27 protein-coding genes are annotated in these 22,138 nt (G+C 68.6%); 14 read left to right on the top strand and 13 right to left on the bottom strand.

All coding sequences use genetic code 11. The features are described from left to right. Nucleotides 1–7 precede the first annotated feature (7 nt). From MELE44368_RS23635 to MELE44368_RS23625, 3 genes are read right to left on the bottom strand one after another with little or no spacing between them, the layout of a single operon-like run. The gene (locus MELE44368_RS23635) at nt 8–394 is read right to left on the bottom strand and encodes a nuclear transport factor 2 family protein (protein ID WP_128110714.1); all 387 of its coding nucleotides are present in this window, start codon (nt 392–394) and stop codon (nt 8–10) included. A 28-nt stretch (nt 395–422) separates the two neighbouring features. Further along, a complete protein-coding gene (gene mshD, locus MELE44368_RS23630; protein WP_128110713.1) occupies nt 423–1,337 on the bottom strand; it encodes a mycothiol synthase in 915 nt (304 codons plus the stop codon). After that, entirely contained in the window at nt 1,334–2,122 is a 789-nt protein-coding gene (locus MELE44368_RS23625; RefSeq protein ID WP_128110712.1) for a winged helix-turn-helix transcriptional regulator, read from the bottom strand. The genes mshD and MELE44368_RS23625 overlap by 4 nt, the downstream gene beginning before the upstream one ends. A gap of 178 nt (nt 2,123–2,300) precedes the next feature. Here MELE44368_RS23625 and lmeA point away from each other — a divergent pair, with 178 nt between their 5' ends. From lmeA to MELE44368_RS23585, 8 genes are all read left to right on the top strand, one after another. Next, entirely contained in the window at nt 2,301–3,098 is a 798-nt protein-coding gene (gene lmeA, locus MELE44368_RS23620; RefSeq protein ID WP_128110711.1) for a mannan chain length control protein LmeA, read from the top strand. Beyond that, nucleotides 3,095–3,517 (top strand): thioredoxin family protein, encoded by a 423-nt coding sequence (locus MELE44368_RS23615; RefSeq protein ID WP_128110710.1) that lies wholly within the window; start codon nt 3,095–3,097, stop codon nt 3,515–3,517. The genes lmeA and MELE44368_RS23615 overlap by 4 nt, the downstream gene beginning before the upstream one ends. A 5-nt stretch (nt 3,518–3,522) precedes the next feature. Further along, nucleotides 3,523–3,639: an Ms5788A family Cys-rich leader peptide gene (locus tag MELE44368_RS27580; RefSeq protein WP_409366152.1), complete on the top strand. Its 117-nt coding sequence runs from the start codon at nt 3,523–3,525 to the stop codon at nt 3,637–3,639. 94 nt (nt 3,640–3,733) lie between these two features. Then, nucleotides 3,734–4,210, top strand: a complete 477-nt coding sequence (locus MELE44368_RS23610; protein ID WP_128110709.1) for a DUF4395 domain-containing protein — start codon at nt 3,734–3,736, stop codon at nt 4,208–4,210. A 36-nt stretch (nt 4,211–4,246) separates the two neighbouring features. Then, a complete protein-coding gene (locus MELE44368_RS23605) occupies nt 4,247–5,080 on the top strand; it encodes a sulfurtransferase (protein ID WP_128110708.1) in 834 nt (277 codons plus the stop codon). A gap of 1 nt (nt 5,081) precedes the next feature. Next, nucleotides 5,082–5,384 carry a DUF1416 domain-containing protein gene (locus MELE44368_RS23600; RefSeq protein ID WP_046754390.1) on the top strand — a complete coding sequence of 101 codons (303 nt, stop codon included), beginning with the start codon at nt 5,082–5,084 and terminating at the stop codon, nt 5,382–5,384. A 214-nt stretch (nt 5,385–5,598) separates the two neighbouring features. Continuing rightward, nucleotides 5,599–6,228, top strand: a complete 630-nt coding sequence (locus MELE44368_RS23590; protein ID WP_128110706.1) for a heme-binding beta-barrel domain-containing protein — start codon at nt 5,599–5,601, stop codon at nt 6,226–6,228. Further along, nucleotides 6,228–6,503 carry a hypothetical protein gene (locus MELE44368_RS23585; RefSeq protein WP_128110705.1) on the top strand — a complete coding sequence of 92 codons (276 nt, stop codon included), beginning with the start codon at nt 6,228–6,230 and terminating at the stop codon, nt 6,501–6,503. The genes MELE44368_RS23590 and MELE44368_RS23585 overlap by 1 nt, the downstream gene beginning before the upstream one ends. Here MELE44368_RS23585 and MELE44368_RS23580 read toward each other — a convergent pair. Next, complete coding sequence (locus tag MELE44368_RS23580; RefSeq protein WP_128110704.1) at nt 6,500–7,345, bottom strand: ABC transporter substrate-binding protein; 846 nt, start codon at nt 7,343–7,345, stop codon at nt 6,500–6,502. The two genes, MELE44368_RS23585 and MELE44368_RS23580, sit on opposite strands and share 4 nt — an antisense overlap. Nucleotides 7,346–7,568: 223 nt before the next feature. Between MELE44368_RS23580 and MELE44368_RS23575 the strand changes: the two genes are divergently transcribed. From MELE44368_RS23575 to MELE44368_RS23555, 5 genes are all read left to right on the top strand, one after another. Then, nucleotides 7,569–8,339, top strand: coding sequence for an SDR family NAD(P)-dependent oxidoreductase (locus MELE44368_RS23575; RefSeq protein ID WP_128110703.1), 771 nt, complete (start codon nt 7,569–7,571; stop codon nt 8,337–8,339). Between the two features lie 116 nt (nt 8,340–8,455). After that, the gene (locus tag MELE44368_RS23570; protein ID WP_128110702.1) at nt 8,456–9,646 is read left to right on the top strand and encodes a lipid-transfer protein; all 1,191 of its coding nucleotides are present in this window, start codon (nt 8,456–8,458) and stop codon (nt 9,644–9,646) included. After that, on the top strand, nt 9,643–10,092 hold the full coding sequence (locus tag MELE44368_RS23565; RefSeq protein WP_241566748.1) for a MaoC family dehydratase N-terminal domain-containing protein: 450 nt from the start codon (nt 9,643–9,645) through the stop codon (nt 10,090–10,092). Before MELE44368_RS23570 ends, MELE44368_RS23565 begins: the two co-directional genes overlap by 4 nt. After that, on the top strand, nt 10,089–10,502 hold the full coding sequence (locus MELE44368_RS23560) for a MaoC/PaaZ C-terminal domain-containing protein (protein WP_409366151.1): 414 nt from the start codon (nt 10,089–10,091) through the stop codon (nt 10,500–10,502). The genes MELE44368_RS23565 and MELE44368_RS23560 overlap by 4 nt, the downstream gene beginning before the upstream one ends. Before the next feature lie 144 nt (nt 10,503–10,646). Further along, the gene (locus tag MELE44368_RS23555; RefSeq protein WP_128110699.1) at nt 10,647–11,831 is read left to right on the top strand and encodes a TetR/AcrR family transcriptional regulator; all 1,185 of its coding nucleotides are present in this window, start codon (nt 10,647–10,649) and stop codon (nt 11,829–11,831) included. Here the strand turns inward: MELE44368_RS23555 and MELE44368_RS23550 are convergent. The 3 genes from MELE44368_RS23550 to MELE44368_RS23540 form a co-directional block, all read right to left on the bottom strand. Beyond that, on the bottom strand, nt 11,828–12,469 hold the full coding sequence (locus MELE44368_RS23550) for a 3,4-dihydroxy-2-butanone-4-phosphate synthase (protein WP_128110698.1): 642 nt from the start codon (nt 12,467–12,469) through the stop codon (nt 11,828–11,830). The two genes, MELE44368_RS23555 and MELE44368_RS23550, sit on opposite strands and share 4 nt — an antisense overlap. After that, nucleotides 12,469–12,966, bottom strand: a complete 498-nt coding sequence (locus MELE44368_RS23545; protein ID WP_128110697.1) for a flavin reductase family protein — start codon at nt 12,964–12,966, stop codon at nt 12,469–12,471. Before MELE44368_RS23545 ends, MELE44368_RS23550 begins: the two co-directional genes overlap by 1 nt. Before the next feature lie 108 nt (nt 12,967–13,074). After that, nucleotides 13,075–14,001 carry an alpha/beta hydrolase fold domain-containing protein gene (locus MELE44368_RS23540; protein WP_128110696.1) on the bottom strand — a complete coding sequence of 309 codons (927 nt, stop codon included), beginning with the start codon at nt 13,999–14,001 and terminating at the stop codon, nt 13,075–13,077. 122 nt (nt 14,002–14,123) lie between these two features. On the opposite strand from MELE44368_RS23540, the gene MELE44368_RS23535 reads away from it, so the two are divergent. Further along, nucleotides 14,124–14,951, top strand: coding sequence for an SDR family NAD(P)-dependent oxidoreductase (locus MELE44368_RS23535; RefSeq protein WP_128110695.1), 828 nt, complete (start codon nt 14,124–14,126; stop codon nt 14,949–14,951). A 20-nt stretch (nt 14,952–14,971) separates the two neighbouring features. Here MELE44368_RS23535 and MELE44368_RS27235 read toward each other — a convergent pair whose 3' ends face one another. The 6 genes from MELE44368_RS27235 to MELE44368_RS23505 are packed head-to-tail and all read right to left on the bottom strand — an operon-like array spanning nt 14,972 to nt 22,126. Then, nucleotides 14,972–15,994 (bottom strand): Rv1363c family protein, encoded by a 1,023-nt coding sequence (locus MELE44368_RS27235; RefSeq protein WP_241566747.1) that lies wholly within the window; start codon nt 15,992–15,994, stop codon nt 14,972–14,974. Next, nucleotides 15,958–17,385 (bottom strand): MCE family protein, encoded by a 1,428-nt coding sequence (locus MELE44368_RS23525; protein ID WP_128110694.1) that lies wholly within the window; start codon nt 17,383–17,385, stop codon nt 15,958–15,960. The genes MELE44368_RS27235 and MELE44368_RS23525 overlap by 37 nt, the downstream gene beginning before the upstream one ends. Nucleotide 17,386: 1 nt before the next feature. Then, nucleotides 17,387–18,532: an MCE family protein gene (locus MELE44368_RS23520; protein WP_128110693.1), complete on the bottom strand. Its 1,146-nt coding sequence runs from the start codon at nt 18,530–18,532 to the stop codon at nt 17,387–17,389. Continuing rightward, nucleotides 18,532–19,797, bottom strand: a complete 1,266-nt coding sequence (locus MELE44368_RS23515; protein ID WP_128110692.1) for an MCE family protein — start codon at nt 19,795–19,797, stop codon at nt 18,532–18,534. Before MELE44368_RS23515 ends, MELE44368_RS23520 begins: the two co-directional genes overlap by 1 nt. After that, complete coding sequence (locus tag MELE44368_RS23510; protein WP_128110691.1) at nt 19,797–21,101, bottom strand: MCE family protein; 1,305 nt, start codon at nt 21,099–21,101, stop codon at nt 19,797–19,799. The genes MELE44368_RS23515 and MELE44368_RS23510 overlap by 1 nt, the downstream gene beginning before the upstream one ends. After that, nucleotides 21,098–22,126, bottom strand: a complete 1,029-nt coding sequence (locus MELE44368_RS23505; protein ID WP_128110690.1) for an MCE family protein — start codon at nt 22,124–22,126, stop codon at nt 21,098–21,100. Before MELE44368_RS23505 ends, MELE44368_RS23510 begins: the two co-directional genes overlap by 4 nt. Nucleotides 22,127–22,138 lie beyond the last annotated feature (12 nt).

The raw sequence follows: 22,138 nt of genomic DNA, 5'->3' as shown, positions 1-22,138 counted from the left end.
GTCGTGGTCAGTCGAAGAACTTTCGTTGCCGGATGGCGGCGCGGCGTCGCTTCAGGCGCCAACCGGCCGGCGTGCGCACGATCAGGTCGTGATAGTCGCCGGTGACCGGTGGACCTTCGTTTGGAAACCCGATGAACTTGGAGTGTGCGCTGACCGTGCCGTCCTCGTGCTCCCGCATGGTGGTGTTCGTGGTGATATGGGCATACATGTTGCGGCCCTTGAAGTTCGCGACGATGTCGGCGATGCCGTGCAGGTCCGGTCGGCCGGCGTCGCTCATATCGAAAACGAAGTCCTCGGCGAATACTTCGTGGGCTCGGTCCCAGTCGTGGTCGTCGACGACGTGGCCGTAATCGGCGAGCAGCATCCGGATCTCCAGGGCGTCTTCGGGTGTCATCCTCGTCTCTTCGTCGTCACGGGAGCCTTCAGTCCGCGGATTGACTCCCGGAGTATGCCGCGTCGACCGAGAACACCTCGAACCCCAGCTTCTCGTACGTCCGCACGGCCGCGGAGTTATCTCCTTCGACGTAGAGCATCACCGTGGGATGCGAGCTGCCCGACAGCCGATCGGCAAGGTGATGCAGCCCGATCAGGGTGAGCACGCCACCGAGTCCGCGGCCCTGGGCGGCCGGGTCGACGCCGACGACGTAGACCTCGCCCAGATCAGCGGCATGGATTTCGCCGCGGGGCGCGGCATGGATCTTCGTCCAGTGGAAGCCGAGCAGCGCACCGGTCTGCTCGTCGAAGGCCAGAAACAACCCCGCCGGGTCGAACCACGGCTCGGCGCGCCGCTCGGCGAGGTCGGCGTCGGACCACCCGCCCTGTTCGGGATGCCAGACGAACGCGGCGTTGTTCACCCGCAGCAACTCCGCGTCGTCGTCGGGCCCGGAGTAGGTGGCGATGCGCACGTCGTCGGGAACCGTGACGGGTGGCAGATCGCTCAGCGGCCGGCGCATCTGCAACAGTTCGCGCGCGACCGTCAGGCCCAGTTTGGCCGCGGTGGCGCGGGCGGGCGCCAGGTTGCCGTGCGCCCAGATGCGGGTGCCCGCACCGCCCGCGGCGAGGCCGGTGCGCGCCATCTGCGACCCGATACCGCGGCGGCGGGCGGTGGGGTGCACGACGAGCTCGGCCATGGCCGGCTCGGCGGTCAGGTTGAGGTAGCCGACGATCTCGCCGTCCTCGACGGCCAGCAGATGCCGGGTGCGGTCGTGCGGCAGCTCGCGCAGCACCTGGTCCCCGACCGGGGCGACGCCGTCGGCGGCGGTCGCCGCGTCGATCAGCTCGCGAATCGCGCGCTGCTCGTCGGCCGACAGACCAGCGCGCCACTCGAGCGATGTCACTGGCTACGCAGCGGGTCAGTCAGCGAGTCGGGCACCGAGTCGGGCAGGGATTCGTGAGGTGCGTCGTCGTCGACGTCGTCGACCAGCTCGGCCGCCGTCGTCGGCTGACGGCTGCTGCGGGCCGGGCGCACGGCCTTGTAGCCGACGTTGCGCACCGTGCCGATCAACGACTCGTATTCGGGGCCGAGCTTGGCGCGCAGCCGCCGCACGTGCACGTCGACGGTGCGGGTGCCGCCGAAGAAGTCGTACCCCCACACCTCCTGAAGCAGCTGAGCGCGGGTGAAGACCCGGCCCGCGTGCTGGGCCAGATACTTCAGCAGCTCGAATTCCTTGTAGGTGAGGTCCAGCGGCCGGCCACGCAGCCGGGCGGTGTAGGTGCCTTCGTCGATCACCAGCTCGCCGAGCGTGATCTTGCCGGCGTTCTCCTGGCTGGCGACACCGCCGCGACGGCCGACCAGCAGCCGCAGGCGGGCGTCGATCTCGGCGGGGCCGGTGCTCGGCAGCAGGATCTCGTCGAGCCCCCATTCGACGTTGACAGCCACCAGGCCGCCCTCGTTGACAACGGCCACCACGGGAACCGAGGTGCCGGTGGTGCCGAGGAGACGGCACAGCCCGCGGGCGGCCGCCAGATCGGTGCGCGCGTCGACGATGACCACATCCGCGCTGCCCGCCTCGAGCAGCGACGAGACCTCGGTCGGGGCGGTGCGCACGCTGTGCGGCAGCAGCGCCAACGACGGCAGCACCGACTCGGGCCGTGGGTCGACGGTCAATAGCAGTAGATCCAACTGGCCCTCCAGCAGCCATTGGGGACCTCGCCGATGACAACGGTGTCGCTGGTGACTTCCCAGATTCATGCCTGACATGTGGCCGTTACCCGGCCGTTAGTCCTCTAACGATAGCGTGAGACCTGGCCATTGGCCGCGCCGAACCGGTCGATAAGGCGGCGTGGGCCAGAATGTGCGGGTGCGCAAGCTGCTGTTCGGGGTGCTGGCAACCGTGTTCGCCGTGGTCGTCGGCGCGGTCGGGGTGGATTTCGGCGCGGCGATCTACGCCGAATATCGCCTGGCCAGAAGCGTGCGCACGGCGGCGGACCTGCAGCACGACCCATCGGCGGCGATCCTGGGCTTCCCGTTCGTCGCCCAGGCGGCCGACCGGCGTTACGACGAGATCGAGATCCGCGCGGCCGGCGTCGACCACCCTGTGGTCGGCAAGGCGTCGCTGGAGACGACGCTGCACGACATCGACCTCACCGAGGCGTCGTGGCTGATCGGCCCGGACGCCGTGCTGCCGGTCGGCAAGGCCGAGAGCCGCATCATCATCGACTCCACGCACGTCGGCCGGTTCATGGGTATCACCGACCTGCTGGTCGAGGCGCCGACGCGGGAAAGCAACGACTCCACCGGCGGAACCACCGAATCGGGGATCTCGAGCAACCGGGGGCTGGTGTTCACCGGAACTCCCGCCAAGGCTGGGTATCACGAGAAGGTGAGCATCGCGGTGGACCTCGACATCGTCGGACCCGACCAGACCACGCTGGTGATGACGGCCACCGACGTCCTGACCGGCCCCGGCACCGCCGACCAGGAGGTGCCCGAGGACAAGAAGGCCGCGGTGCTGGCGGCGTTCTCCACCAGCGTGCCGGGTCAGAAGCTGCCGTTCGGGCTGGTGCCGACGGCCGAGGGGGCGCGCGGCTCCGACATCATCATCGAAGGCATCGCCGAGGGAGTAACCGTCGCGCTCGATGAGTTCAGGTTGTCATGAGCTCTTCCTGGGTGCTGGTGATCGCCGTGCTGGTGGCGGCGTTCGGGGTCGCCTACGTGATCAGCCGGTTGATCGCGTTGCGCGCTCAGCTGCGCGAAGCGGGTGAAAAAGCCGCCGACATCGACACCAGCGGGCTGGGCCTGTCGAGCACCGGGCCGACGGTGCTGCACTTCAGCGCGCCCTGGTGCGGGCCCTGCGCCGGGGTGCGCCGGGTGGTCAAGCAGGTGTGCGAGGAGCTGCCGCAGGTGTCCCATGTCGAGATCGACATGGACGCCGATCCCGAGGCGGCCCAACGGCTTTCGGTGCTGTCCTTGCCGACGACGATCATTTTCGACACCGATGGGCGGCCCCGGTACCGCACGGCGGGAGTGCCCACGGCGGCCGATCTGCGCAAGGTGCTGACCCCGCTGTTGGCTTGAGCGCTGTGCCATTGGGTAAGCTGTGCGGCGTGTCCGCCCGCCTTGAGCCGATGCTCACCAAGCGCCGCGCAGTAGATCTGTGCCGCGTCGCGGGTTCTTTCTGTTGTTGTTGTAGCTGCTGAGCGCAGCCGCGCACGTTCGCGCGCTCGCTCTGGGGCAGCCGTTTTGGTCTGCTCGCCATTCAGCCCGGCCCAATTGCAACAGGAGTGTGACCAGATGCCGACCGACACCCGACCCGCCATCCCCCAGGTGGACGTGCGCGGCCCCCGGTTCACCGCGTGGGTGACCACGGCCGTGCTGGTGACCGCCCTTCTGGCGTCGACGGTCAGCCACCTCGCCGCCGCGGTGGTGTTGGGCGTGCAGGCCCTGGTGTTCGCCGTCGGCGCCGCGTTCGGCCCGCGACGCCATCCCTACGGCCTGGTGTTCGCCCGCCTGATCGCGCCACGGCTGGCCCCGGTCACCGACCGCGAACCGGTTCCGCCGCTCAAGTTCGCGCAACTGGTCGGTCTGGTGTTCGCGGTCAAGGGCGCCGTCGGCTTCGCCATCGGCTTGCCCACCCTGGGTCTGCTCGCCACCGGCCTCGCGTTGGTGGCGGCGTTGCTCAACGCGGCCTTCGGCATCTGCCTTGGCTGTCAGCTCTATCCGCTCGTCGCACGGGTTCGCAGGAACCCGCGCGTTCCGTCACCCGTATAACGGTTCAAAGTCCAAGCAAGCGAAAGGATTTCATACATGGCACGCTCCGACGTCCTGGTCACCGCCGACTGGGTCCAGAGCAACCTCAACGCTCCGAACATCGTCTTGGTCGAGGTCGATGAGGACACCAGCGCCTACGACGACGGCCACATCGAGGGCGCCGTCAGGATCGACTGGAAGACCGATCTGCAGGACCCGGTGCGTCGCGACTTCGTCGACGCCCAGCAGTTCTCCAAGCTGCTGTCCGAGCGCGGCATCTCCAACGACGACACCGTGATCCTCTACGGCGGCAACAACAACTGGTTCGCGGCCTATGCGTACTGGTACTTCAAGCTGTACGGCCACGAGAACGTCAAGCTGCTCGACGGCGGCCGCAAGAAGTGGGAGCTCGACGGGCGTCCCCTGGTGAAGGACGTGCCGAACCGGCCAGCCACCACCTACACCGCCAAGGCGCCGGACAACAGCATCCGCGCGTTCCGCGACGAGGTGATCGACGCCATCGGCAAGAAGAACCTCGTCGACGTGCGCTCCCCCGACGAGTTCTCGGGCAAGATCCTCGCTCCGGCGCATCTGCCGCAGGAGCAAAGCCAGCGCCCCGGGCATATCCCCGGCGCGATCAACGTTCCGTGGAGCAAGGCCGCCAACGACGACGGCACCTTCAAGTCCGACGAGGACCTGGCCAAGCTGTACGCCGAAGCCGGCCTCGACGGCGAGAAGGAGACCATCGCCTACTGCCGCATCGGTGAGCGCTCGTCGCACACCTGGTTCGTGCTGCAGGAGCTCCTCGGACACAAGAACGTCAAGAACTACGACGGCAGTTGGACGGAATACGGCTCCCTGGTGGGGGCCCCGATCGAGTTGGGAAGTTGATATGTGCTCTGCACCCAAGCAAGGTCTGACGCTGCCCGCCAGCGTTGATCTCGAGAAGGAAACCGTGATCACCGGCCGCGTTGTCGACGGCTCGGGTCAGGCGGTCGGCGGCGCGTTCGTGCGGCTGCTCGACAGCTCGGAAGAGTTCACCGCCGAGGTCGTCGCGTCGGCCACCGGTGACTTCCGGTTCTTCGCCGCGCCCGGCACCTGGACGCTGCGTGCGCTGTCGCCGGCAGGCAACGGTGACGCCAGCATCGCGCCGACCGGCGCGGGCATCCACGAGGTCGACGTCAAGGTCGCCTGATTCTGTGGGCTCGAACGTGAGGTTGTGTTCGAAGATCCGCCGAGATCTCGCACACAACCTCACGTTCGGCGGGCCGGGCCCGTTCGCCCGGCCCTGCGCCGCTGATTAGACTCGACGGCGTGGTGCTGTTCTTCGAGATTCTGCTGGTCGCAACGGTTGTGGTGATCACGTGGTTCGCGCTGTACGCGCTGTACCGGCTGGTCACCGACGAATCGTGAGCTCCGGCGACGAAGCCATCGCGGCCGCGGCCGAGCGGGCCAAAGCGACCGCCGCGCGCAACATCCCGGTTTTCGCCGACCTGCCCGGCCCGCGCGACACGGCCAACCTGCGCGAGGGCGCCGACCTCGACGACGCGCTGCTGGCGCTGCTGCCGCTGGTCGGCGTGTGGCGCGGGGAGGGCGAGGGCCGCGATGCCGACGGCGACTACCGGTTCGGCCAGCAGATCGTGGTCTCTCACGGCGGCGCCGATTATCTGATGTGGGAAGCCCGGTCCTGGCGGCTGACCGAGTCCGGCGAATACGAGCGGCCGTGGCTGCGGGAGACGGGCTACTGGCGGTTCGTCAGCGACCCGGCCGACCCGTCGGAGTCCCAGGCGATCGAACTGCTTCTGGCGCACTCCTCGGGCTACGTCGAACTGTTCTACGGGCGTCCGCTCTCGCAGTCGTCGTGGGAGCTGGCGACCGACGCCTTGGCCCGCACCAGGTCCGGCGTGCTGGTCGGGGGGGCCAAGCGGCTCTACGGCATCATCGAGGGCGGCGATCTGGGGTACGTCGAGGAGCGGGTCGACGCCGACGGCGGTCTGGTGCCGCATCTTTCGGCGCGGTTGTCGAGGTACATCGGCTAGTGCCCGCCCGTCTTCTCGCCGCGGTGTGCGCCGCGGCCGCCCTGCTCGCCGGCTGCTCGTCGCAGCCATCCGAGGCGCCCTCGCCGACGCCCGCTGAGACCACCGCTGAGATTTCCGAAGCGCCCGCGCAGCACGGCTCGCTGGCGCAGTGCCTCACCGATCACGGGGTGCCCGCCGACCCCGGCCCGGCCGGTCCGCCCGCGGGCGTCGACCCCGACGCCTGGCACGAGGCCATGCAGGCGTGCGCGTCGTTCGCGCCGGGTCCCGCGGGTTAGGCCAGCATCGGCGCTCGCCCGGCGTCGGCCAGCGACGCCGACTCCAGACGTTCCAGGGTGCCGTCGTGGCGCAGCGCGTCGACGACCGCCGACACACACGGGGTCAGCGGGCTGCCCTTGCCCAGCACGATCCCGAACTGTTCCACCTCGCCGGCGCCGGTGGGCAGCTGACCGACCATCATCCCGTCGCGCAACTCACCGGCGACGGTGAACGCGACGGGCAGATCGGCCACCAGCGCGTCGATCTCCCCGTTGGCCAGCGCCAGTTTCGCGTCGCCGGTGGTGTTGTACACCTCGACCGGGTTGTCGCCGTCGACGGCCATCGCCGCGGTGTGGCTGGTGCTGCCGACCTCCGCCCCCAGCCGCAGCGTCTTGAGTTCGTCGACGCTGCGCACCCGGGCCGCGGGTGAGGACTTCACGGTCACGACGGCCGGGTTGACGTTGAAGTAGGGCGACGAGAAGTCGACGGCGACCCTGCGCTGGTCGGTGATGGAGAACTGGGACAGGTTGGCGTCGAACGACTTCGGTCCGGGCACGATCGCCTCGCTGAACGGCACCCGGACCCAGCGGACATCCTCCGGCGCGTAGCCGAGCCGGTCGGCGACGGCGTAGGCCAGCGCCGCTTCGAAGCCCTCCCCGTTGGCCGGGTTGTCCCCGATGTACCACGGCGGATACACCGGCTGGTCGGTGCCGAAGGTGAACACGCCCGGGTAGAGGGTGGCCAGCTGGTCCTTGTGGCAGTCCTCGAGCCGGGGCGCGGCGTGTGGCGCGGCGACGGGCGCGCAGGCGGGCACCGCGACGGCGGCGGCCAGCAACGCTCCGAAGGTCCTGGCGAGGCGCATGGGGCGCATCATCGCGCAGCCCGCACGTCAACGCCAGAGCTAGCAGGCAACGGATCGCTACCGATCCGGTACCGACCTGCCCGCAGAATACCCGCAGTTCCGGCTCTATGGTAGAACAAGGATTCACAACCCGGGTAAGCAGAGCGCTCACACCGCCGCCGCAGTCGGCCCGGTTTACCGCAGTAGCCGCATCAAACATGCAGGCAGACAGAAGGGATCAGCGTTGACCGAGCAGTCCGTCACCGTCGTCGTCGGCGGCGCCTCAGGAATCGGCGCGGCCGTGAGTCGCGCTATGGCCAATCACGGAAGCGTGGTGGTGGTCGGCGATCGCGACGTGGCCGCCGCCCGCGCGGTCGTCGCGGAGCTGCCCGGCGCCGGCCATCTCGCGCTCGAGGTCGACGTCACCGACGAGGCCAGTGTCGCAGCGTTTTTCACCGCGATCGCGCAGCAAACCGGTCCGGTCGAGACCGTGGTGCACTGTCCGGGTGTCACCGCCCTGGGGCTGGTGACCGAGCTGCCGGTCGCTAAGTTCCGCCGCGTCGTCGACGTGTGCCTGACCGGCGCGTTCCTCGTGATGCAGCACGCCGCCCCACACATCGCCGACGGTGGCGCCATCATCGCGCTGACGTCGCTGAACGGGCGGCAGCCGGCGGTGGGCATGAGCGCCTACTGCTCGGCCAAGGCCGGGCTGTCGATGCTGACCCAGGTCGCCGCGCTGGAGTTGGCGCCGCGGGTGCGGGTCAACGCGATCGCTCCGGGCCTGGTCCGCACACCGCTGACGTCGGGCGCCCTCGGGGTCGACGGCGTGGAGCGTGAGTACGTCGAGAACATCCCCCTGGGACGGCCGGGCACCCCGGACGAGATCGCCGACGCCGTGATGTATCTGGCGTCGGCCAAGTGGCTCACCGGCGAGGTACTCGATCTCAACGGCGGGGCGCACATGATGCGCTATCCGAATGTCCACACGCACTTCCTGCGCGCCACCGGGGCGTAGATCCGCCCGCGTGGTTATTCGCGATATCGCCGATGCAGCCAGATCCTCGCTTGCATCGGCTGATAAATCGCCCATATAGTTAGTCGTCGTTCTAGTACTGCAACACAAGGGTGGATATGCAGAGCACTGTTTATGTCGCCGGGGTCGGCATGACCCCGTTCGCGAAACCGGGTAAGAGCCCGGACTACCAGGAAATGGGCGCCGCCGCCGCGCGCGCGGCGCTCGCCGACGCCGGCCTGGACTACACGAAGGTGAATCAGGCTTACGTCGGCTACGTCTACGGCGACTCGACGTCGGGCCAGGCGGCGCTGTATCACCTGGGCCTGTCGGGTATTCCGGTGGTCAACGTCAACAACAACTGTTCGACCGGATCGTCGGCGCTGTGGCTGGCCCGCCAGGCGGTGGCCTCCGGTGTGGCCGACTGCGTGCTGGCGCTGGGCTTCGAGCAGATGCGCCCCGGCGCGCTGGCCGCGGTGTGGGACGACCGGCCCAGCAGCACCGGCAAGTTCGAGGAGGTGGCCTCCCGCCAGCCGGGCGCCGATCCGCAGGCACCGATGGCCGCACAGCTCTTCGGCGGTGCCGGCGTCGCGCACATGGAGCGCTACGGCACCAAACCCGAGACGTTCGGCATGATCTCGGTCAAGGCGCGTAAGCACGCCGCCAACAACCCGTTCGCGGTCTTCCGCGATCCGGTGACCCTCGACGAGGTGATGGGCTCGCCGACGATCTGGGGCCCGCTGACCCGCCTGCAGTGCTGCCCGCCCACCTGTGGTGCGGCCGCGGCGGTGGTGTGCAGCGCCGAGTTCGCCGCCGCGCACGGGATCGACCAGGCGGTCGCCATCCGGGCACAGTCGCTCGTGACCGACCTGCCCGGTGCGTTCGACGGTGACGACATGCGCCGGGTGGTCGGCTACGACATGACAGCCAAGGCCGCCAACGACGTCTACGAGGCCGCCGGTGTCGGCCCCGAGGACATCCCCGTCGTCGAGCTGCACGACTGCTTCACCACCAACGAGCTGATCACCTACGAGGGCCTGGGCCTGACCCCGGAGGGCACCGCCGAGAAGTTCATCCTCGACGGCGACAACACCTACGGCGGCCGCGTGGTCACCAACCCGTCGGGCGGTCTGCTGTCGAAGGGTCACCCACTCGGTGCGACCGGTCTGGCGCAGTGCGCAGAACTGGTGTGGCAGTTGCGCGGTCAGGCCGGCGACCGCCAGGTCGAGGGCGCCAGACTGGGCCTGCAGCACAACCTCGGCCTCGGCGGCGCATGCGTGGTCACGCTGTACGAGAAGGTGGGCAAGTGAGCGCGGAATCCCTGAAGGGCTACCAGTGGCCCGAGAGCACCGTCGCGGTGGAGCGTGGCCGAGTTGCCATGTTCGCCAAGGCAATCGGTGAGACGGACCCGATCTACTTCGACGTCGAGGCGGCGCGGGCCGCGGGCCATCCGGATCTGCTGGCGCCGCCGACGTTCGTCTTCGGGCTCGACCTCGAGCACTCCGACACCCTCGGTGTGCTCGAAGCGCACGGAGTGAACCTGTCGGGTGTGCTGCACGGCGAGCAGCGGTTCACCTATCATCGTCCCGTGCATGCCGGCGACACGCTGACGCTGCGCGCCGAGTTCACCGACTACTTCTCGAAGAAGAACGGCGCCTTGGAGTTTCTGGTGCGCCGTTCCGAGTTGAGCTCGAACGGCGAACTCGTCGCCGAGATGGAAAGTGTGTCCGTCATCCGGAATGGAGCACCATCGTGACCGCCACCACCGAGATTCAGGTCGGAACCGAACTGCCGCCCCTGGAGGTCGCGCCGATCTCGCGCACCACGCTGGCGCTGTTCGCCGGGGCCTCCGGAGATCACAACCCGATTCACATCGACATCGACGCCGCGAAGGCGGCCGGATTCGATGACGTGTTCGCCCACGGCATGCTGTCGATGGCGTACCTGGGGCGGTTGATCACCTCCTGGGTGCCGCAGTCCCAACTGCGCGCACTGAGCACCCGATTCACCGCGATCACACCAGTGCTCGCGCAGCCGACGTGCACCGGCACCGTGACGAGCATCGACGAGGTCGACAGCGAGAAGCGCGCGACGGTGGATGTGCGGATCACGCTGGCGGACGGCACCGTCACGCTCAGCGGCGAGGCCGTCGTCGCGGTCCCCTGACCGCTTGCGCACGCCGGCCGGGCCCCCGCCGGCCGGCGTGCGTGAGCACAGTTACCGTGCTCATGTGCGGAACTGAACTATAATCATGCTTCACTCTTGAGTACCCAACGTCCGCCGAGCGGCAGAAACGGGAGGTCCTGCTCCGTGGCGCAACCCGTTCGCCACCACGCGCGGAGTTCCGTACGCAAACTGCAGCTGTCCCAGGCTGCCGCCCGGCTGTTCTCCGAACGCGGGTACCACAACGTCAGCATGGACGACGTCGCCTCCGCCGTCGGGCTGACCGGGCCGGCGCTTTACCGGCACTTCCGCAAGAAACACGACATTCTGGCCCAAGCGATCTCCGAACAGCTCGGGGCCGTGCACGCCGTCGCCGAGAAGGCGGTGGCCGCCGATCTCGCCCCGGCCGAGCGCCGGGCGCAGTTCCTCTCCGAACTCGGCGAACTCGTGCTCGAGCGCGAGGAAATGATGCTGTGGAAGCGCGAACGCCGCCAGCTCTCCGAAAGCGAGCAGGACGCGTTCCGCGACAAGTTCAACGAACTGCTCCGGCTGACGATCGAGGCACTCGGCCTCGCCGAGAACGGCGAATCGAAAGCGGATGCCGAACTGCGCGCGTGGAGCGTGCTGGGGATCTACTCCAGCATCGCGCCGGCGCGCAAGCGCATGGAACCGGCTGCCGCCAAACGCGTCATGCAGACGATGGCGGAGAACGTGCTGGCGTGTGAACTCAACGGCACCGCACTGGCTGCCGCACCGCCGGAGCCGGCGCCGCGCCGTCCGCCGGGGCGGCGGGAACGCATTCTCAGCACGGCGACCCGGTTGTTCTACGCGCAGAGCTACCACGCCGTCGGCATCGAGGAGATCGCCGCGGCCGCCGATACCGCGATCGCCACGTTCTACCAGTACTTCAACGGCAAGGCCGAACTGCTGCAGGCCGTCCTCAACCGTGGTGCCGAGGGCCTGCACTACGTGACCAACCACCGGCTTCCGGCGGCGACCACCCCGCAGGAAGCGGTGGACGTCATCGCGTGCACCCTCATCGAGCTCGCGCTCGGCCCGCACCAGCCGATCCTGGCGATCCTGGCCGCCGACCTGATCTATCTCCCCGAGGAGGCGCAGGAGGCGATCCGGACCAGCGAGCGGGAGTATGTCGACGAATGGGTGGCCGCCATCAACGGGATCCGCCCCGACATCTCCACACACCACGCCCGTCTCCTGGCCCAGTCCGCGATCGGTCTGGTCACCGATCTGACGCAGACCGCGAGTGTGCGCAGCCGGCCGGGGATCGCCGCCGAGTTGCACCACCTGGTCACCGCGGTGCTGGCCGCCTAGGCTCCCCCGACGAATGCGCGGTCGCGACGCGCCGCGGTCGCCACGGCGAGGCCGAACCTGTCCGCGAACCGGCATGCGGCCGCTTCGTCGAGAACATCGCCCGAGTCGTGCACCAGTCGGCATGCACCGGCCACCGGGGTGAACCCGGCACACTCCACGATCCGGATCATCTTGTCCCACACCAGGTCATGCTCGTCGACCGGATTGCGCGGGCACCGCACAGGAAGCACGTGACCGGGACGACGGAAGTCCTCGGCCCCGGCGGTCGGCGAACCAAGCATGCGCAGGGTGCGGGCACGGTCCTTACCCGAGATGCCGGTTCCGGTGCCGAGCGCGTCCACCGACACCGTGAAGTCGTGGGCGCCGCGTTCTGACCGCAGCACCTGCTGATCGTGAATGCGGAACTGGTCCAACCGGTTCGGGCGCATGGCTGCGTGGATCAGCCCCGACGAATGCCGCACCGCGAAGTCCAGAAGCCGCGCCGACGCCGCCTCCGCCGCGAAGAACAGCAACGCGCCGCGATCACCGTCTAGGATGACCGCCGCTGCGCTGCTGGCGATCTCGCTCACGACGGTGCCGTTGTCACTGCCGACCGGGCGCACGGCTGCCGGGCTCGGGTACTCGAGTTCGATCGTCATCACGACTCCCCGAGGATCCGATGGGTACCGAACCTACGGGCGTGGTAGGTCAGCGGCGCGCCGTCGACGGTCTCCACCGAGCTCACCATGCCGATCACCAAAACATGGTCGGCGGCCTCGACGGTCTGGCCGACCTCACAGGCCACCCATCCCGGCGAACCGGTCAGCCGGGGCACGCCGTCGGCGAGAGACCAAGGCACACCGGCGAATTTGCCGCTGCCCTTGCGGGCGAACCCGGTGGCCAGCGCCGCCTGGTCGTGTCCGAGGATGTTGAGCCCGAACCGGCCGGTGCGGCGCAGCAGGGCCAGCACCTCCGAGCCCTGGTCGAGGCTCACCAGCAGCGACGGCGGCAACATGGACAGTGAGGCGAACGCGCTCACCGTGGTGCCGTGGGGACGATCCTCGTCCATCGCGGTGACCACGGCCACCGGCGTACACACCGACGCCATCGCGGTCTTGAACGCGTCCTGGAGGGAGCCGACGCTCGCTGCTGTCATGTCAACCTGCCTTAGCTCGACTGCCCGAAGACTAACAAAGTCACGATTAACAATCCAGACTGATTTCCCATCAAATCAAGATTATTCATCTGTCGCAGTCCATAGTGATCAGTCACTAGCGAGGGCCTCGCGCGTGAAGGCCCCGATCTCGGCGGCGGCCCGTTGCGCCCGCGGCATGTACGCGGCGAACATCGTCCAGGCGTGGCAGACACCCGAGTAGATCGACAGAGTGGAGGGCGAACCGTCGCGCTGCATCGCGGCGTGCAGCGTCTTGGCGTCGTCGAGCAGCACCTCGCGGTCGCTGGCCAGGATCAGCGTGTGCGGCAGCCGGTTCAGCGTCCCGAACACCGGCGACACCAGGGGATCCCGCGGATCGTGGCCCTGGAGGTAGGCATGCGCGAGCGCCTTGACCGAGCCGCGGGAGATGGCCGGGTCGGTGTCGGCGTGGGTGTCGAAAGTCGCGCCGGAGGCGGTCAGGTCGGCCAGCGGCGACATCAGCACCGCCGCCGCGGGCAGCGCCGCGCCGGTGTCGCGGGCGTGGATCAGCGAGGCGACGGTCAGGCCGCCGCCCGCGGAGTCGCCCGCCAGCACCCAGCGGTCTCCGTACGTCTGCGACGCCCAGCCCATGACCGCATGGGCGTCGTGCAGGGCCGCCGGGAACGGGTTCTCGGGCGCACGCCGGTAGTCGGGCAGCACGACCGAGTAGCCGCTGGCCGCCGACACCGCCGCGGCGACCCCGCGATAGCCGGTGGGTGAGCCGATGAGATACCCGCCGCCGTGCAGCCAGATGATGACCGCGCTGTCGTCGACGTCCCCGACCGACACCCGCAGCGCGTCGACGCCGCCGGCCTCCAGCTCGGTGACCGAGGTGCCCACGGGCAGCTCGGACGAGGTCATCATGGCGTCGAGCCGCTCGCGCAACACCGGCACCGTCGGCCGCCCGTCGCCGAACACCGAGGCGAGATCGCGCTCCGCCCGCTCCAGTGCGTCCGCGTCGGCTTGCGTCCACTGATCATCGACCTGCGAGGCACCCATACCGGCGCCACCTCCCAACTTCCCAGTTCACGACAGTTTGAGAATTGCTACTAACAAAGTAGCTATATCTACTAGTCAATAGCTTATTGACCCGACATAGCGATGAAGTTAGCCTTCACACTATGTCACGACTGACCGATAAGATCGCTATCGTCACCGGCGCCACCACCGTCGAGCCCGGTGGGCTCAACATCGGCGGGGCAACCGCCACCGAGTTCGTCGCCGAGGGCGCGCGGGTGGTGCTCGCCGACATCAACATCGACGGCGCCAACGCGCTGGCCGACCAGCTCAACGACAAGTACGGCCCGGACGTCGCGATCGCGGTCCACACCGACCTGCGTTCCGAGGACGCCATCCGCGATCTCGTGGCCACCACGGTGTCGACGTTCGGCGGGCTGAACCTGCTGATGAACATCGCCGGCGTCTTCCCGCCCGGCGACGGCGAACTCGCCACCATGCCGGTCGAGGTGTGGGACGACGTGATGGCGGTCAACCTGCGCAGCGCCATGCTCACCACCAAGCACGCGCTGCCGTATCTGCGCCAGGGCGGCGGCTCGATCGTCAACACCGCCTCCACGCACGCGTTCGCCGGCGACACCAGCCTGACCGGATACGGCTGTACGAAGGCCGCGCTGCTGGCGCTCACCGCCTACACGGCCACCCAGTACGGGCGAGAAGGTGTGCGGTGCAACGTGATCTGCCCGGGCACCACCCGTACGCCCCCGGCCCAGCAGCTGCCGGAGGCGATCACCGACGTCTACCGCCGGCACACGATGGCGCCGGACCTCAACTCCCCCGTCGACCTCGCGAAGGTGTACGTGTTCCTGGCCTCGGACGACTCCCGCGGCATCAACGGCGAGACCATTCGTGTCGACGGCGGCCTGCTGGCCCATCAGCCGTTCGTTCCGGACATGGTCGCCATGGGGGCGGCGACCTCCACGTCCCAGTAGCGACGACGGGCGGTGGCTGATCAGATCGGTTCGAAATCGGCGATCAGCCACCGATTCCCGACCTTCTCCATCTCCACGCGCGCCGACGACGTGCTCTCGGTGGGCGGTTCGTCACCGACGGTGGTCGTCTGGTTGATGTAGACGAGGACCTCGGCCCGGTCCGCGGACGCCGAGACCGCGGCGGCCGCGGGGACGGTCGCGACGGCCGAGATGCGCTTCTCCTTCGCGCCGGGGATCACCACCTCGTTGATGAGCTTAATGAACTCGTCCCGGAATTCCCCGGTCATCCTCTCGCTGGCCTTGGACAGATCCTCGGCGGCGTGGTCGGCGCGGTAGGACAGCATCGCGGTCGTCGCCTCGGTGGCGGCCGAAACTGACTGTGCCACCTCGGTATGTGGGGTCACCGTGGTGTCGTGCTGCCATTTGAGGTAGCCGACGCCGAGCGCCGCGAGCAGCACCGCCAGCGCCGGCAGGAGGTAGCCGAGAGTGCGCCGCGTCATGACACGAACTTGCACGTCGGAGATCTTCGGCGCACCGTCGGTCTGCTCCACCGTGACCTTCATCCGCCAGGCCTGTGGAACCCGTTCGGCCGCACCGGGAGTCGACATCCGCACCGACGCGAGGACCAGCACCTCCGCGCGGTCGTCCTCGCTGGAGACCAGTGCGGCCGACGTGACGGTGCCCTCCGACGTGGACTGTGCGCGCCGGACGACCTCGGCGAACGGCCCGGACCGCTTCTGGAAATCGTCGTGGAACACGCCCGACGAGGTGTCGAGCACCCGTTGGATGTCGGCGTCGACGGTCCGGTGGTCGATCGTCGTCAGGTTGACCGCGCCCTGCCGGGCCGCCTCGACGAAGGCGTCCCGCCGCTGGTCTGTCTGGCGGTGGTGGACGATGTCGTAGCCCAGCCACCCGCCGACGGCGGCGAGCCCCACGAAGGCCGCACCGCACACCGCAACCGACGCCTTCCACGCCGGATTGCGGTGTGCCGCCACACTTTCGGTGCTCAGCGTCCCGGCGGCGGGACCAGCATGCTCTGCCATGTCCTACCTTCCGTCTGGGACCCCAGGTCGGCCTGGGTGTAGATCTTCCCGTCCGGGCCGACGTACTCGCCGGTGTTCGGGTCGTACTCGGCGATCGCCACCGGCGGCGGTGCCGCGGGCGCCGGGCCCACCTGGGGGACGTCCTGGCCGGACAGCGTGGCGTTGGGGTCGCCCTTCCAGTTGAACCCGTCGTTGAGCGGCACGTACTCCTCGTCGCTCTCGCACATCCGCGCCGTCGGCGCGCGCTTGCCCGGTTTGGTCAGGCACGGATAGTTCCGGTTGCCGCGCACCACGTTCCACGAATCCTGCGGGATCCGGCAGTACAGATCGCCCTCGGGGAGATCCGCCGTCGTCTCGACGTTGGGCGTCAACTGCTGGCGCGCGGGCAGGAACCCGGTGGTGCATGGTGGCGGCAGGTTCAGGTTCAGGTTGAAGCTCACGTACAGCCCGGGCGAGAACCGCCGCGAGTCCTTGTTCGCCAGCAGCGCACCCTGCAGGCCGGCGACCAGCTGCGGCTCCAGCACCAGCACCTGCTCGATGGCCGGCTGGTAGACCACGGCGACCTCCCCGACGCTGACCAGGTTCGCCAGCAGCGTCGGCAGCGTCGGGTTGAGCCGTTCGAACAGCTCACGGCCCTGTTGGGCGGTCTCGTCACCGCGCTCGATCAGGCCGGCCAGCGCCGAGTCGGCCCCGCGCACCTGGTCGGTGAGGTTGGCGAGGTTCTTCGCCCAGGCCCGGATGGAGTCGCCGGTCTCGGCCTGCGAGTCCATGATCGGCCTCGCGTCGTCGATCAGCGTCAGGATCGGATCGAGGTTCGCGCGGGCGTCGCTGGCCAACCGGGTGGAGCCCTGCACGATGCGGGACAGCTCGGGGCCCAGTCGGCCGACGGCGGTGTAGCTCTCGTCGATCACCGTCTTGACGTTGTCCTTGGGGATCGCCTGGATACCGCGGTTGGTCGCGTCGAGCAGGGCGTTGATCGTCGGCGGCACCGTGGTCCGGTCGGCGGGGATGACGTCGCTGTTCTTCAGTGCCGGCCCGGACCCGTCGCGCGGCTGCAGGGCGATGTACTGCTCGCCGATCGCCGAGGCGCTGTGCACCTCCGCGGTCACGTTGGCGGGAATGTCCACGCCGGTGTTCAGCGACAGCACCGCCTCGACCCCGCCGCGGCCGTTCAACCGGACATCGGTGATGCGGCCGACCTTCGTGCCGCGGTAGGTGACGTTGCCGGTCCGGTAGAGACCGCCGGCCTGCGGAAGCTCGACGGTGATGGTGTACTGGCCGAAGCCGAGCATGGCGGGCACCTTGACGTACCCGAACGCCATGATGCTTCCGGCCACGATCGCGACCGTCGCGAAGAGCAACAGCTGCAACTTGATTCGTCTGGTCAGCATGTCACGGCCCCTGATTGAAGTGGTAGGGAGCGACCAACGGGTTCGCCGCGGTGGACGGGCTCGGCACCTGGCCGATCGTGCGGCCCCACTGCAGCTCCAGCTCGGTGAGGTCGCCCTCGAACCGCGTCCCGTTCAGCAGGCCGTCGCCGAGCCGGCTGAGGGTCAGGTCGAAGATCACGTCGGTGTTGAGGTAGTCGCCGCGCACCACCTTGTCGATGTTCTCGATCGGCCACGGGAACGTCGTCAGCAGGCTCAGCGAGCGCGTCATGTCCGGCCCGGCATCGGCGAACGCTTTGAACACCGGCCCGAGGGCTTTCAGCTCGGAGACGAGGTTCTGCTTGGTCTGGTTGACCGAATTCGCGGTCAGCGCGCTGAGTTTGCCGAAGCCGACGACGGCCTCGGTGAGCTGCTGGCGCTGGTCGCTGAGCACCTCGACGGCCTCGGGGATGGTGCGTAACGCGTTGTCCAGCACCGGTTTCTGCGCGGCGAACTGACCGACCAGGCTGTCGAAGCTCTCGGTGGCGGCGATGATGTCGCCGGTCTGGCCGTTGAGCCGCCCGACGAACTGGTCCATCTGTTCGATGAAGCTGCGCAGATCGCTTTCCCGTCCGGCCCAGGCGGCGGCGAAGGCCGCCGTGATGTCCTGGATCTGGCCGATGCCACCGCCGTTGAGCAGCAACGACAGTGCGGCCAGCGTCTGGTCGGTGGTCGGGTAGGCGGCGCCGGCCTTCAGCGGGATCAGCGCCCCTTCCGCGAGCCTGCCCCGCGGCGGTTCATCGGCCGGCGGTGCGAGCTCGACGTGCAGCGACCCGAGCAGGCTGGTCTGCCCGACGGTGGCGGTCGCGTTGGCGGGCAGCTCGACGTCGCCGTTGAGCCGGATGGTGACCAGCGCATGCCAGCCCTGGCGTTCGATCTTGGTGATCGTGCCGACGTTGACATCGCCCACCCGCACCCGCGAGTTCGGTTCGATCGTGCCGACGTCGGGAAGTTGCGCCTGGATCACGAAGGACCCGTCGCCGCCGCCCTCGGTGCCGGGCATCGGCAGCGAGTTCAGCCCGCGCCACTGACAACCCGACAGCACGAAGACGGCGAGTACGGCGAGCACGGTGAACCGCCTGGCGCGCAGTGCGATCCGGTGACTCGACATCACGATCCCCCTTCCGCGGGCAGCATCAGGCCCGGCAGCCCCGCCGCGGGGTCGGTGGCGACGGGCTCCGGCGCCGGCGCGGGCGCCTGGGGCGGGACGTAGTCGGGCCGCAGGCGGTCCTCGCTGTAGGTGATCTCGTTCGGCCGCGCGGACTGCCCCACGAAGGGGTTCACCCCGACCGGCAGGAAGTTGATCTGGCGGTTCTTGACGATCGGCGCGAGGTACTGCACGCACAGCTTCGACGAGATCTCGTGGTTCAGCCGCGCGCCCGCCTCGATCGACCCGCAGATGAGCGACAGCGGGTCGGCGAGGTTGTTGATCGCCAGCATGCCGGTCAGCGCGGCCTGCGACGGCTGGTAGACGTTCGCGAAGTTCTGCGCCGCGTTCGGGAAGGCGTGCAGCGCCTGCTTGATGTCGTCGAGGCCGCCGTGCAGCGCGGTCGAGATCGCCGCCAGCCTGTCGGTGGCGATACCCGCGGCTTCCTTGTTCTCCCTGACGAAGTCGGTGGCCTCGCCGACCACCGCGTTGAGGTCCTCGATCGCGGCGGCGACCGCACCGGGATCGTCGGCCAGCAGCCCGGTCACCGCGGCCATGTTGCGGTTCAGCTGCGCCAGCAGATCCGAGCTGTCCTCCAGCGCCGTCACCACGACCGACAGGTTCTTCAGGGTCGCGAAGGTGTCCTTACTGTGATCACCCAACGCGGACAACGCCTTCGACATCGCGATGACGGTCTCGCGGATGTTGGCGCCCTGCCCGCGCAGGTTGTCCGCCGCGGTGTTGACCAACTGTCCGAGCGTGCTGACCCCACCCGGTTCGGTGGGCTGCAGTGCGCTGGTCAGCTTCTCCAGTTGCGTACGCAGATCGTCCCATTCGAGCGGGACCGCGGTGCGGTCCTCGGGGATGACGGCGCCGCTCTCGAGCACCGGCCCGCCCGCGTAGGCGGGGGTGAGCTGGATGGCCCGGGCGGTCACCAGCTGGGGCGACACGATCACGGCACGCACATCGGCGGGCAGCTTGTGCTTGCCGTCCACCCAGAACGCGATCCTGACCCGTTCGGGCTCCGGCTCGATCGACTTCACCGCGCCGACCGGGACGCCGAGGATGCGCACCTCGTCGCCGACGAACAGGCCGTTGCTGTTCTCGAAGTAGGCGACGATCTCGGTGCGGTTGGCCTGATGGACCGACCGCAGCACGAGCACGCCACCGGCCACCGCGGTGCAGACCAGCAGCACCGACAGGACGATCCGCAGAAGCGATTTGCGCATCACTGACCTCCCTGTCCGTGCGGTTGCGGGGACGGCAACGGGTCGGATGTCGCCGTCGGTGACGGGATCGGGGTCGGCTGCTCACCGGCCGGCCACGGTGCGGGTGGCCCGGGCGGCGGACCACCGGGCGGGGGCGCGGGCAGCGGCTCCCGGTACGGGTAGCGCGGGTCGCCCGGCTTGCCGGTGATCGCGTCGGGAACGGTGAGGTGCGGTTCCCCACCCTGACCGGTCCGTGGGAACGGCGAGGGCAGCGCGGGGGTGGCGCGCTGGCCGGTCTGCGGCTCGCTCAGTTGCGAGGGCAGCAGCACATTCGGGTCCAGTCCCAGATCCGAGAAGGCCGAGTCAATGAACGGCTGGACCAGCTGGCCGGGGAGGTTGGCCAGGTACGCCTTGAAGAACGGGCCCGAGCCGACCGTCTCGCCGAGCGACATCGTGTACTGGTTGAGGTATTTGATCGCCGACATGACGCGTTCCTTGCGGTTGTCGACCATCGTCAGGACGCCGTTGAGTTTGTCCAGAGCCGGGCGCAACTGGCCGCGGTTCTCGTCGATGAACACCGACAGTTGCTGGGCGAACAGCGACAGGTTGCGCGAAATCTGTTCCAGCGCAGTGCTCTGGTTGCGCAACTCGGCCAGCAGCGCGTTGCTGTTGGCCACCAGTTCGGCGACTTCCCCGGCGCGCTCGGACAGCACCGCGGTGGCCTTGCTGGCGTTGCTCAGCAGGGTGCGCAGGTGTGCGTCGCGTTCGCCGAGCGTGTGGGAGAACCGGCCCACGCCCTCCACGGCGGCCCGCAGTTCGGGCGGGGTGTTGGCGAACGTGTCCGACAGCGTGGCCAGCGCGTCGGACACCGTGTCGGTGTCCAGTCCGCTGATCGTGGCCGACAGGTCCCCCAGCGCGTCGGGCAACTGATAGGGCGCCGTGGTCCGCTCGAGCGGAATCGCCTCGCTCAGTTGGCCTTCACCGCGCGGGGTCACCTCGAGCACCTTGGCGCCGAGCAGGCTCTTGGTCCGGATGCGGGCTTCGGTGAGCTCGCCGAGGTGAACATCGGAGTTCACGTCGAACTCCACCACGACACGGGTCCCGTCCAGTTCGACCGAGGACACCTCGCCGACCCGGAATCCGGCCACCTGCACCGCTGCGCCGGTGTGCAGGCCGCCGGCCTCGGCGAAGTACGCCGTGTAGTCACGGCTGGAGGAGATGACCGGGCGCTTGTCGTACTGCAGGGCCACGACGGCCAGGCCGGTGGTCAGCGCGATACCGGTCAGCCCGATGAGGAACGGGTTACGTTCGGCGAAGGGTTTCATTTCGGAGCGCACCGTCCTGTGGTCTGCTCGATGAGCTTGACGTAAACCGGCTGGCCGCCTTTTCCGTTGAGCTTCAACGACATGGCGCACAGATACTCGGGGATGAAGTCGCCGCGGCTGCCCAGTCGGGACAGCTTCTTGTAGGCGTCCGGCAGCATGTTGAGCAGGTTGTCGACGTACTCGTGGTCGGCCAGCACGATCGAGTTCATCCGATCCGACTGCGCGACAGTCTCTTTGAACGGCTGGGTGGACTCCGTCAGCAGGTCCGCGATGGTCGCGGTCGCGGCGTTGGTGTAGGCGACCGCGTTGGCGATGTCGGTCTTGCGTTCGGCCAGACCCTTCACCAGCTGTGACAGCGAGTCGACGGCCTTGCCGAACTGGTCGGTCTGCTCCCCGAAGCTGCCCAGCACCACATTGAGGTTGTCGATGACCTGGCCGATCAGCGCGTCCCGGTCGGCGAGGGTGTTGGTCACCGCGGCGGCCTGATTCAGGAACGAGCCGATGGTGGCGCCCTCACCCTGGAACGCCTGGATCAGCGCGCTGGACAGCGTGTTCACCTGCTCGGGGTCCAGGGCGCGGAACAGCGGCCGGAACCCGCCGAGCAGGGTGTCGAGATCGAGTGCCGGTTCGGTGCGGGACACGGGGATGACCCCGTCGCGGGGCAGCCGCTGCGCGTCGCCGGGACCGTCCAGCAGCGCCAGGTACCGGTCGCCGATCGGATTGGCCCACCGGATCTGGGCCTTGGTGCCGCCGGTGAGCACCACGGTGTCGTCGGTGGTGAACTCGACGACCGCGAGCGCCTTGTCGTTGACCGAAATGCGTTTCACCTGGCCGACTTCCACACCGGCGATGCGGACGAAGTCGTTCACCTCAAGGCCGCTGACGTCGGTGAACTCGGCGCGGAACACCTGCTCACCGGAGAAGCGCAGGTTCGCGAAGACTGCGATCAGGCCGAAGGCGGCCACCACGCAGGCGACGACGAAGACGGTCAGGTTGATGACTACCCGTCGCAAGTTGGTCTTCACTGCTGGTCCTCG

Origin of the sequence: Mycolicibacterium elephantis DSM 44368 (genome assembly GCF_004014805.1) — a bacterium.
In the GTDB taxonomy this organism is placed as follows: Bacteria; Actinomycetota; Actinomycetes; order Mycobacteriales; family Mycobacteriaceae; genus Mycobacterium; species Mycobacterium elephantis.
Note: the sequence above shows the minus strand (reverse complement) of the source record. Positions and strands in the feature narration are given on the sequence as shown.

Bases quoted from the DNA above. Each gene is read 5' to 3' on its own strand.
- MELE44368_RS23580 (WP_128110704.1), bottom strand. From the start codon at position 7,345: ATGCGCCTCGCCAGGACCTTCGGAGCGTTGCTGGCCGCCGCCGTCGCG.
- MELE44368_RS23570 (WP_128110702.1), top strand. From the start codon at position 8,456: ATGCAGAGCACTGTTTATGTCGCCGGGGTCGGCATGACCCCGTTCGCG.
- MELE44368_RS23515 (WP_128110692.1), bottom strand. From the start codon at position 19,797: ATGCGCAAATCGCTTCTGCGGATCGTCCTGTCGGTGCTGCTGGTCTGC.
- MELE44368_RS23600 (WP_046754390.1), top strand. From the start codon at position 5,082: ATGTGCTCTGCACCCAAGCAAGGTCTGACGCTGCCCGCCAGCGTTGAT.
- MELE44368_RS27235 (WP_241566747.1), bottom strand. From the start codon at position 15,994: ATGGCAGAGCATGCTGGTCCCGCCGCCGGGACGCTGAGCACCGAAAGT.
- MELE44368_RS23525 (WP_128110694.1), bottom strand. From the start codon at position 17,385: ATGCTGACCAGACGAATCAAGTTGCAGCTGTTGCTCTTCGCGACGGTC.
- MELE44368_RS23550 (WP_128110698.1), bottom strand. From the start codon at position 12,469: ATGACGATCGAACTCGAGTACCCGAGCCCGGCAGCCGTGCGCCCGGTC.
- MELE44368_RS23635 (WP_128110714.1), bottom strand. From the start codon at position 394: ATGACACCCGAAGACGCCCTGGAGATCCGGATGCTGCTCGCCGATTAC.
- MELE44368_RS23520 (WP_128110693.1), bottom strand. From the start codon at position 18,532: ATGTCGAGTCACCGGATCGCACTGCGCGCCAGGCGGTTCACCGTGCTC.
- MELE44368_RS23545 (WP_128110697.1), bottom strand. From the start codon at position 12,966: ATGACAGCAGCGAGCGTCGGCTCCCTCCAGGACGCGTTCAAGACCGCG.
- MELE44368_RS23510 (WP_128110691.1), bottom strand. From the start codon at position 21,101: ATGAAACCCTTCGCCGAACGTAACCCGTTCCTCATCGGGCTGACCGGT.
- MELE44368_RS23615 (WP_128110710.1), top strand. From the start codon at position 3,095: ATGAGCTCTTCCTGGGTGCTGGTGATCGCCGTGCTGGTGGCGGCGTTC.
- MELE44368_RS23535 (WP_128110695.1), top strand. From the start codon at position 14,124: ATGTCACGACTGACCGATAAGATCGCTATCGTCACCGGCGCCACCACC.
- MELE44368_RS23610 (WP_128110709.1), top strand. From the start codon at position 3,734: ATGCCGACCGACACCCGACCCGCCATCCCCCAGGTGGACGTGCGCGGC.
- MELE44368_RS23605 (WP_128110708.1), top strand. From the start codon at position 4,247: ATGGCACGCTCCGACGTCCTGGTCACCGCCGACTGGGTCCAGAGCAAC.
- MELE44368_RS23540 (WP_128110696.1), bottom strand. From the start codon at position 14,001: ATGGGTGCCTCGCAGGTCGATGATCAGTGGACGCAAGCCGACGCGGAC.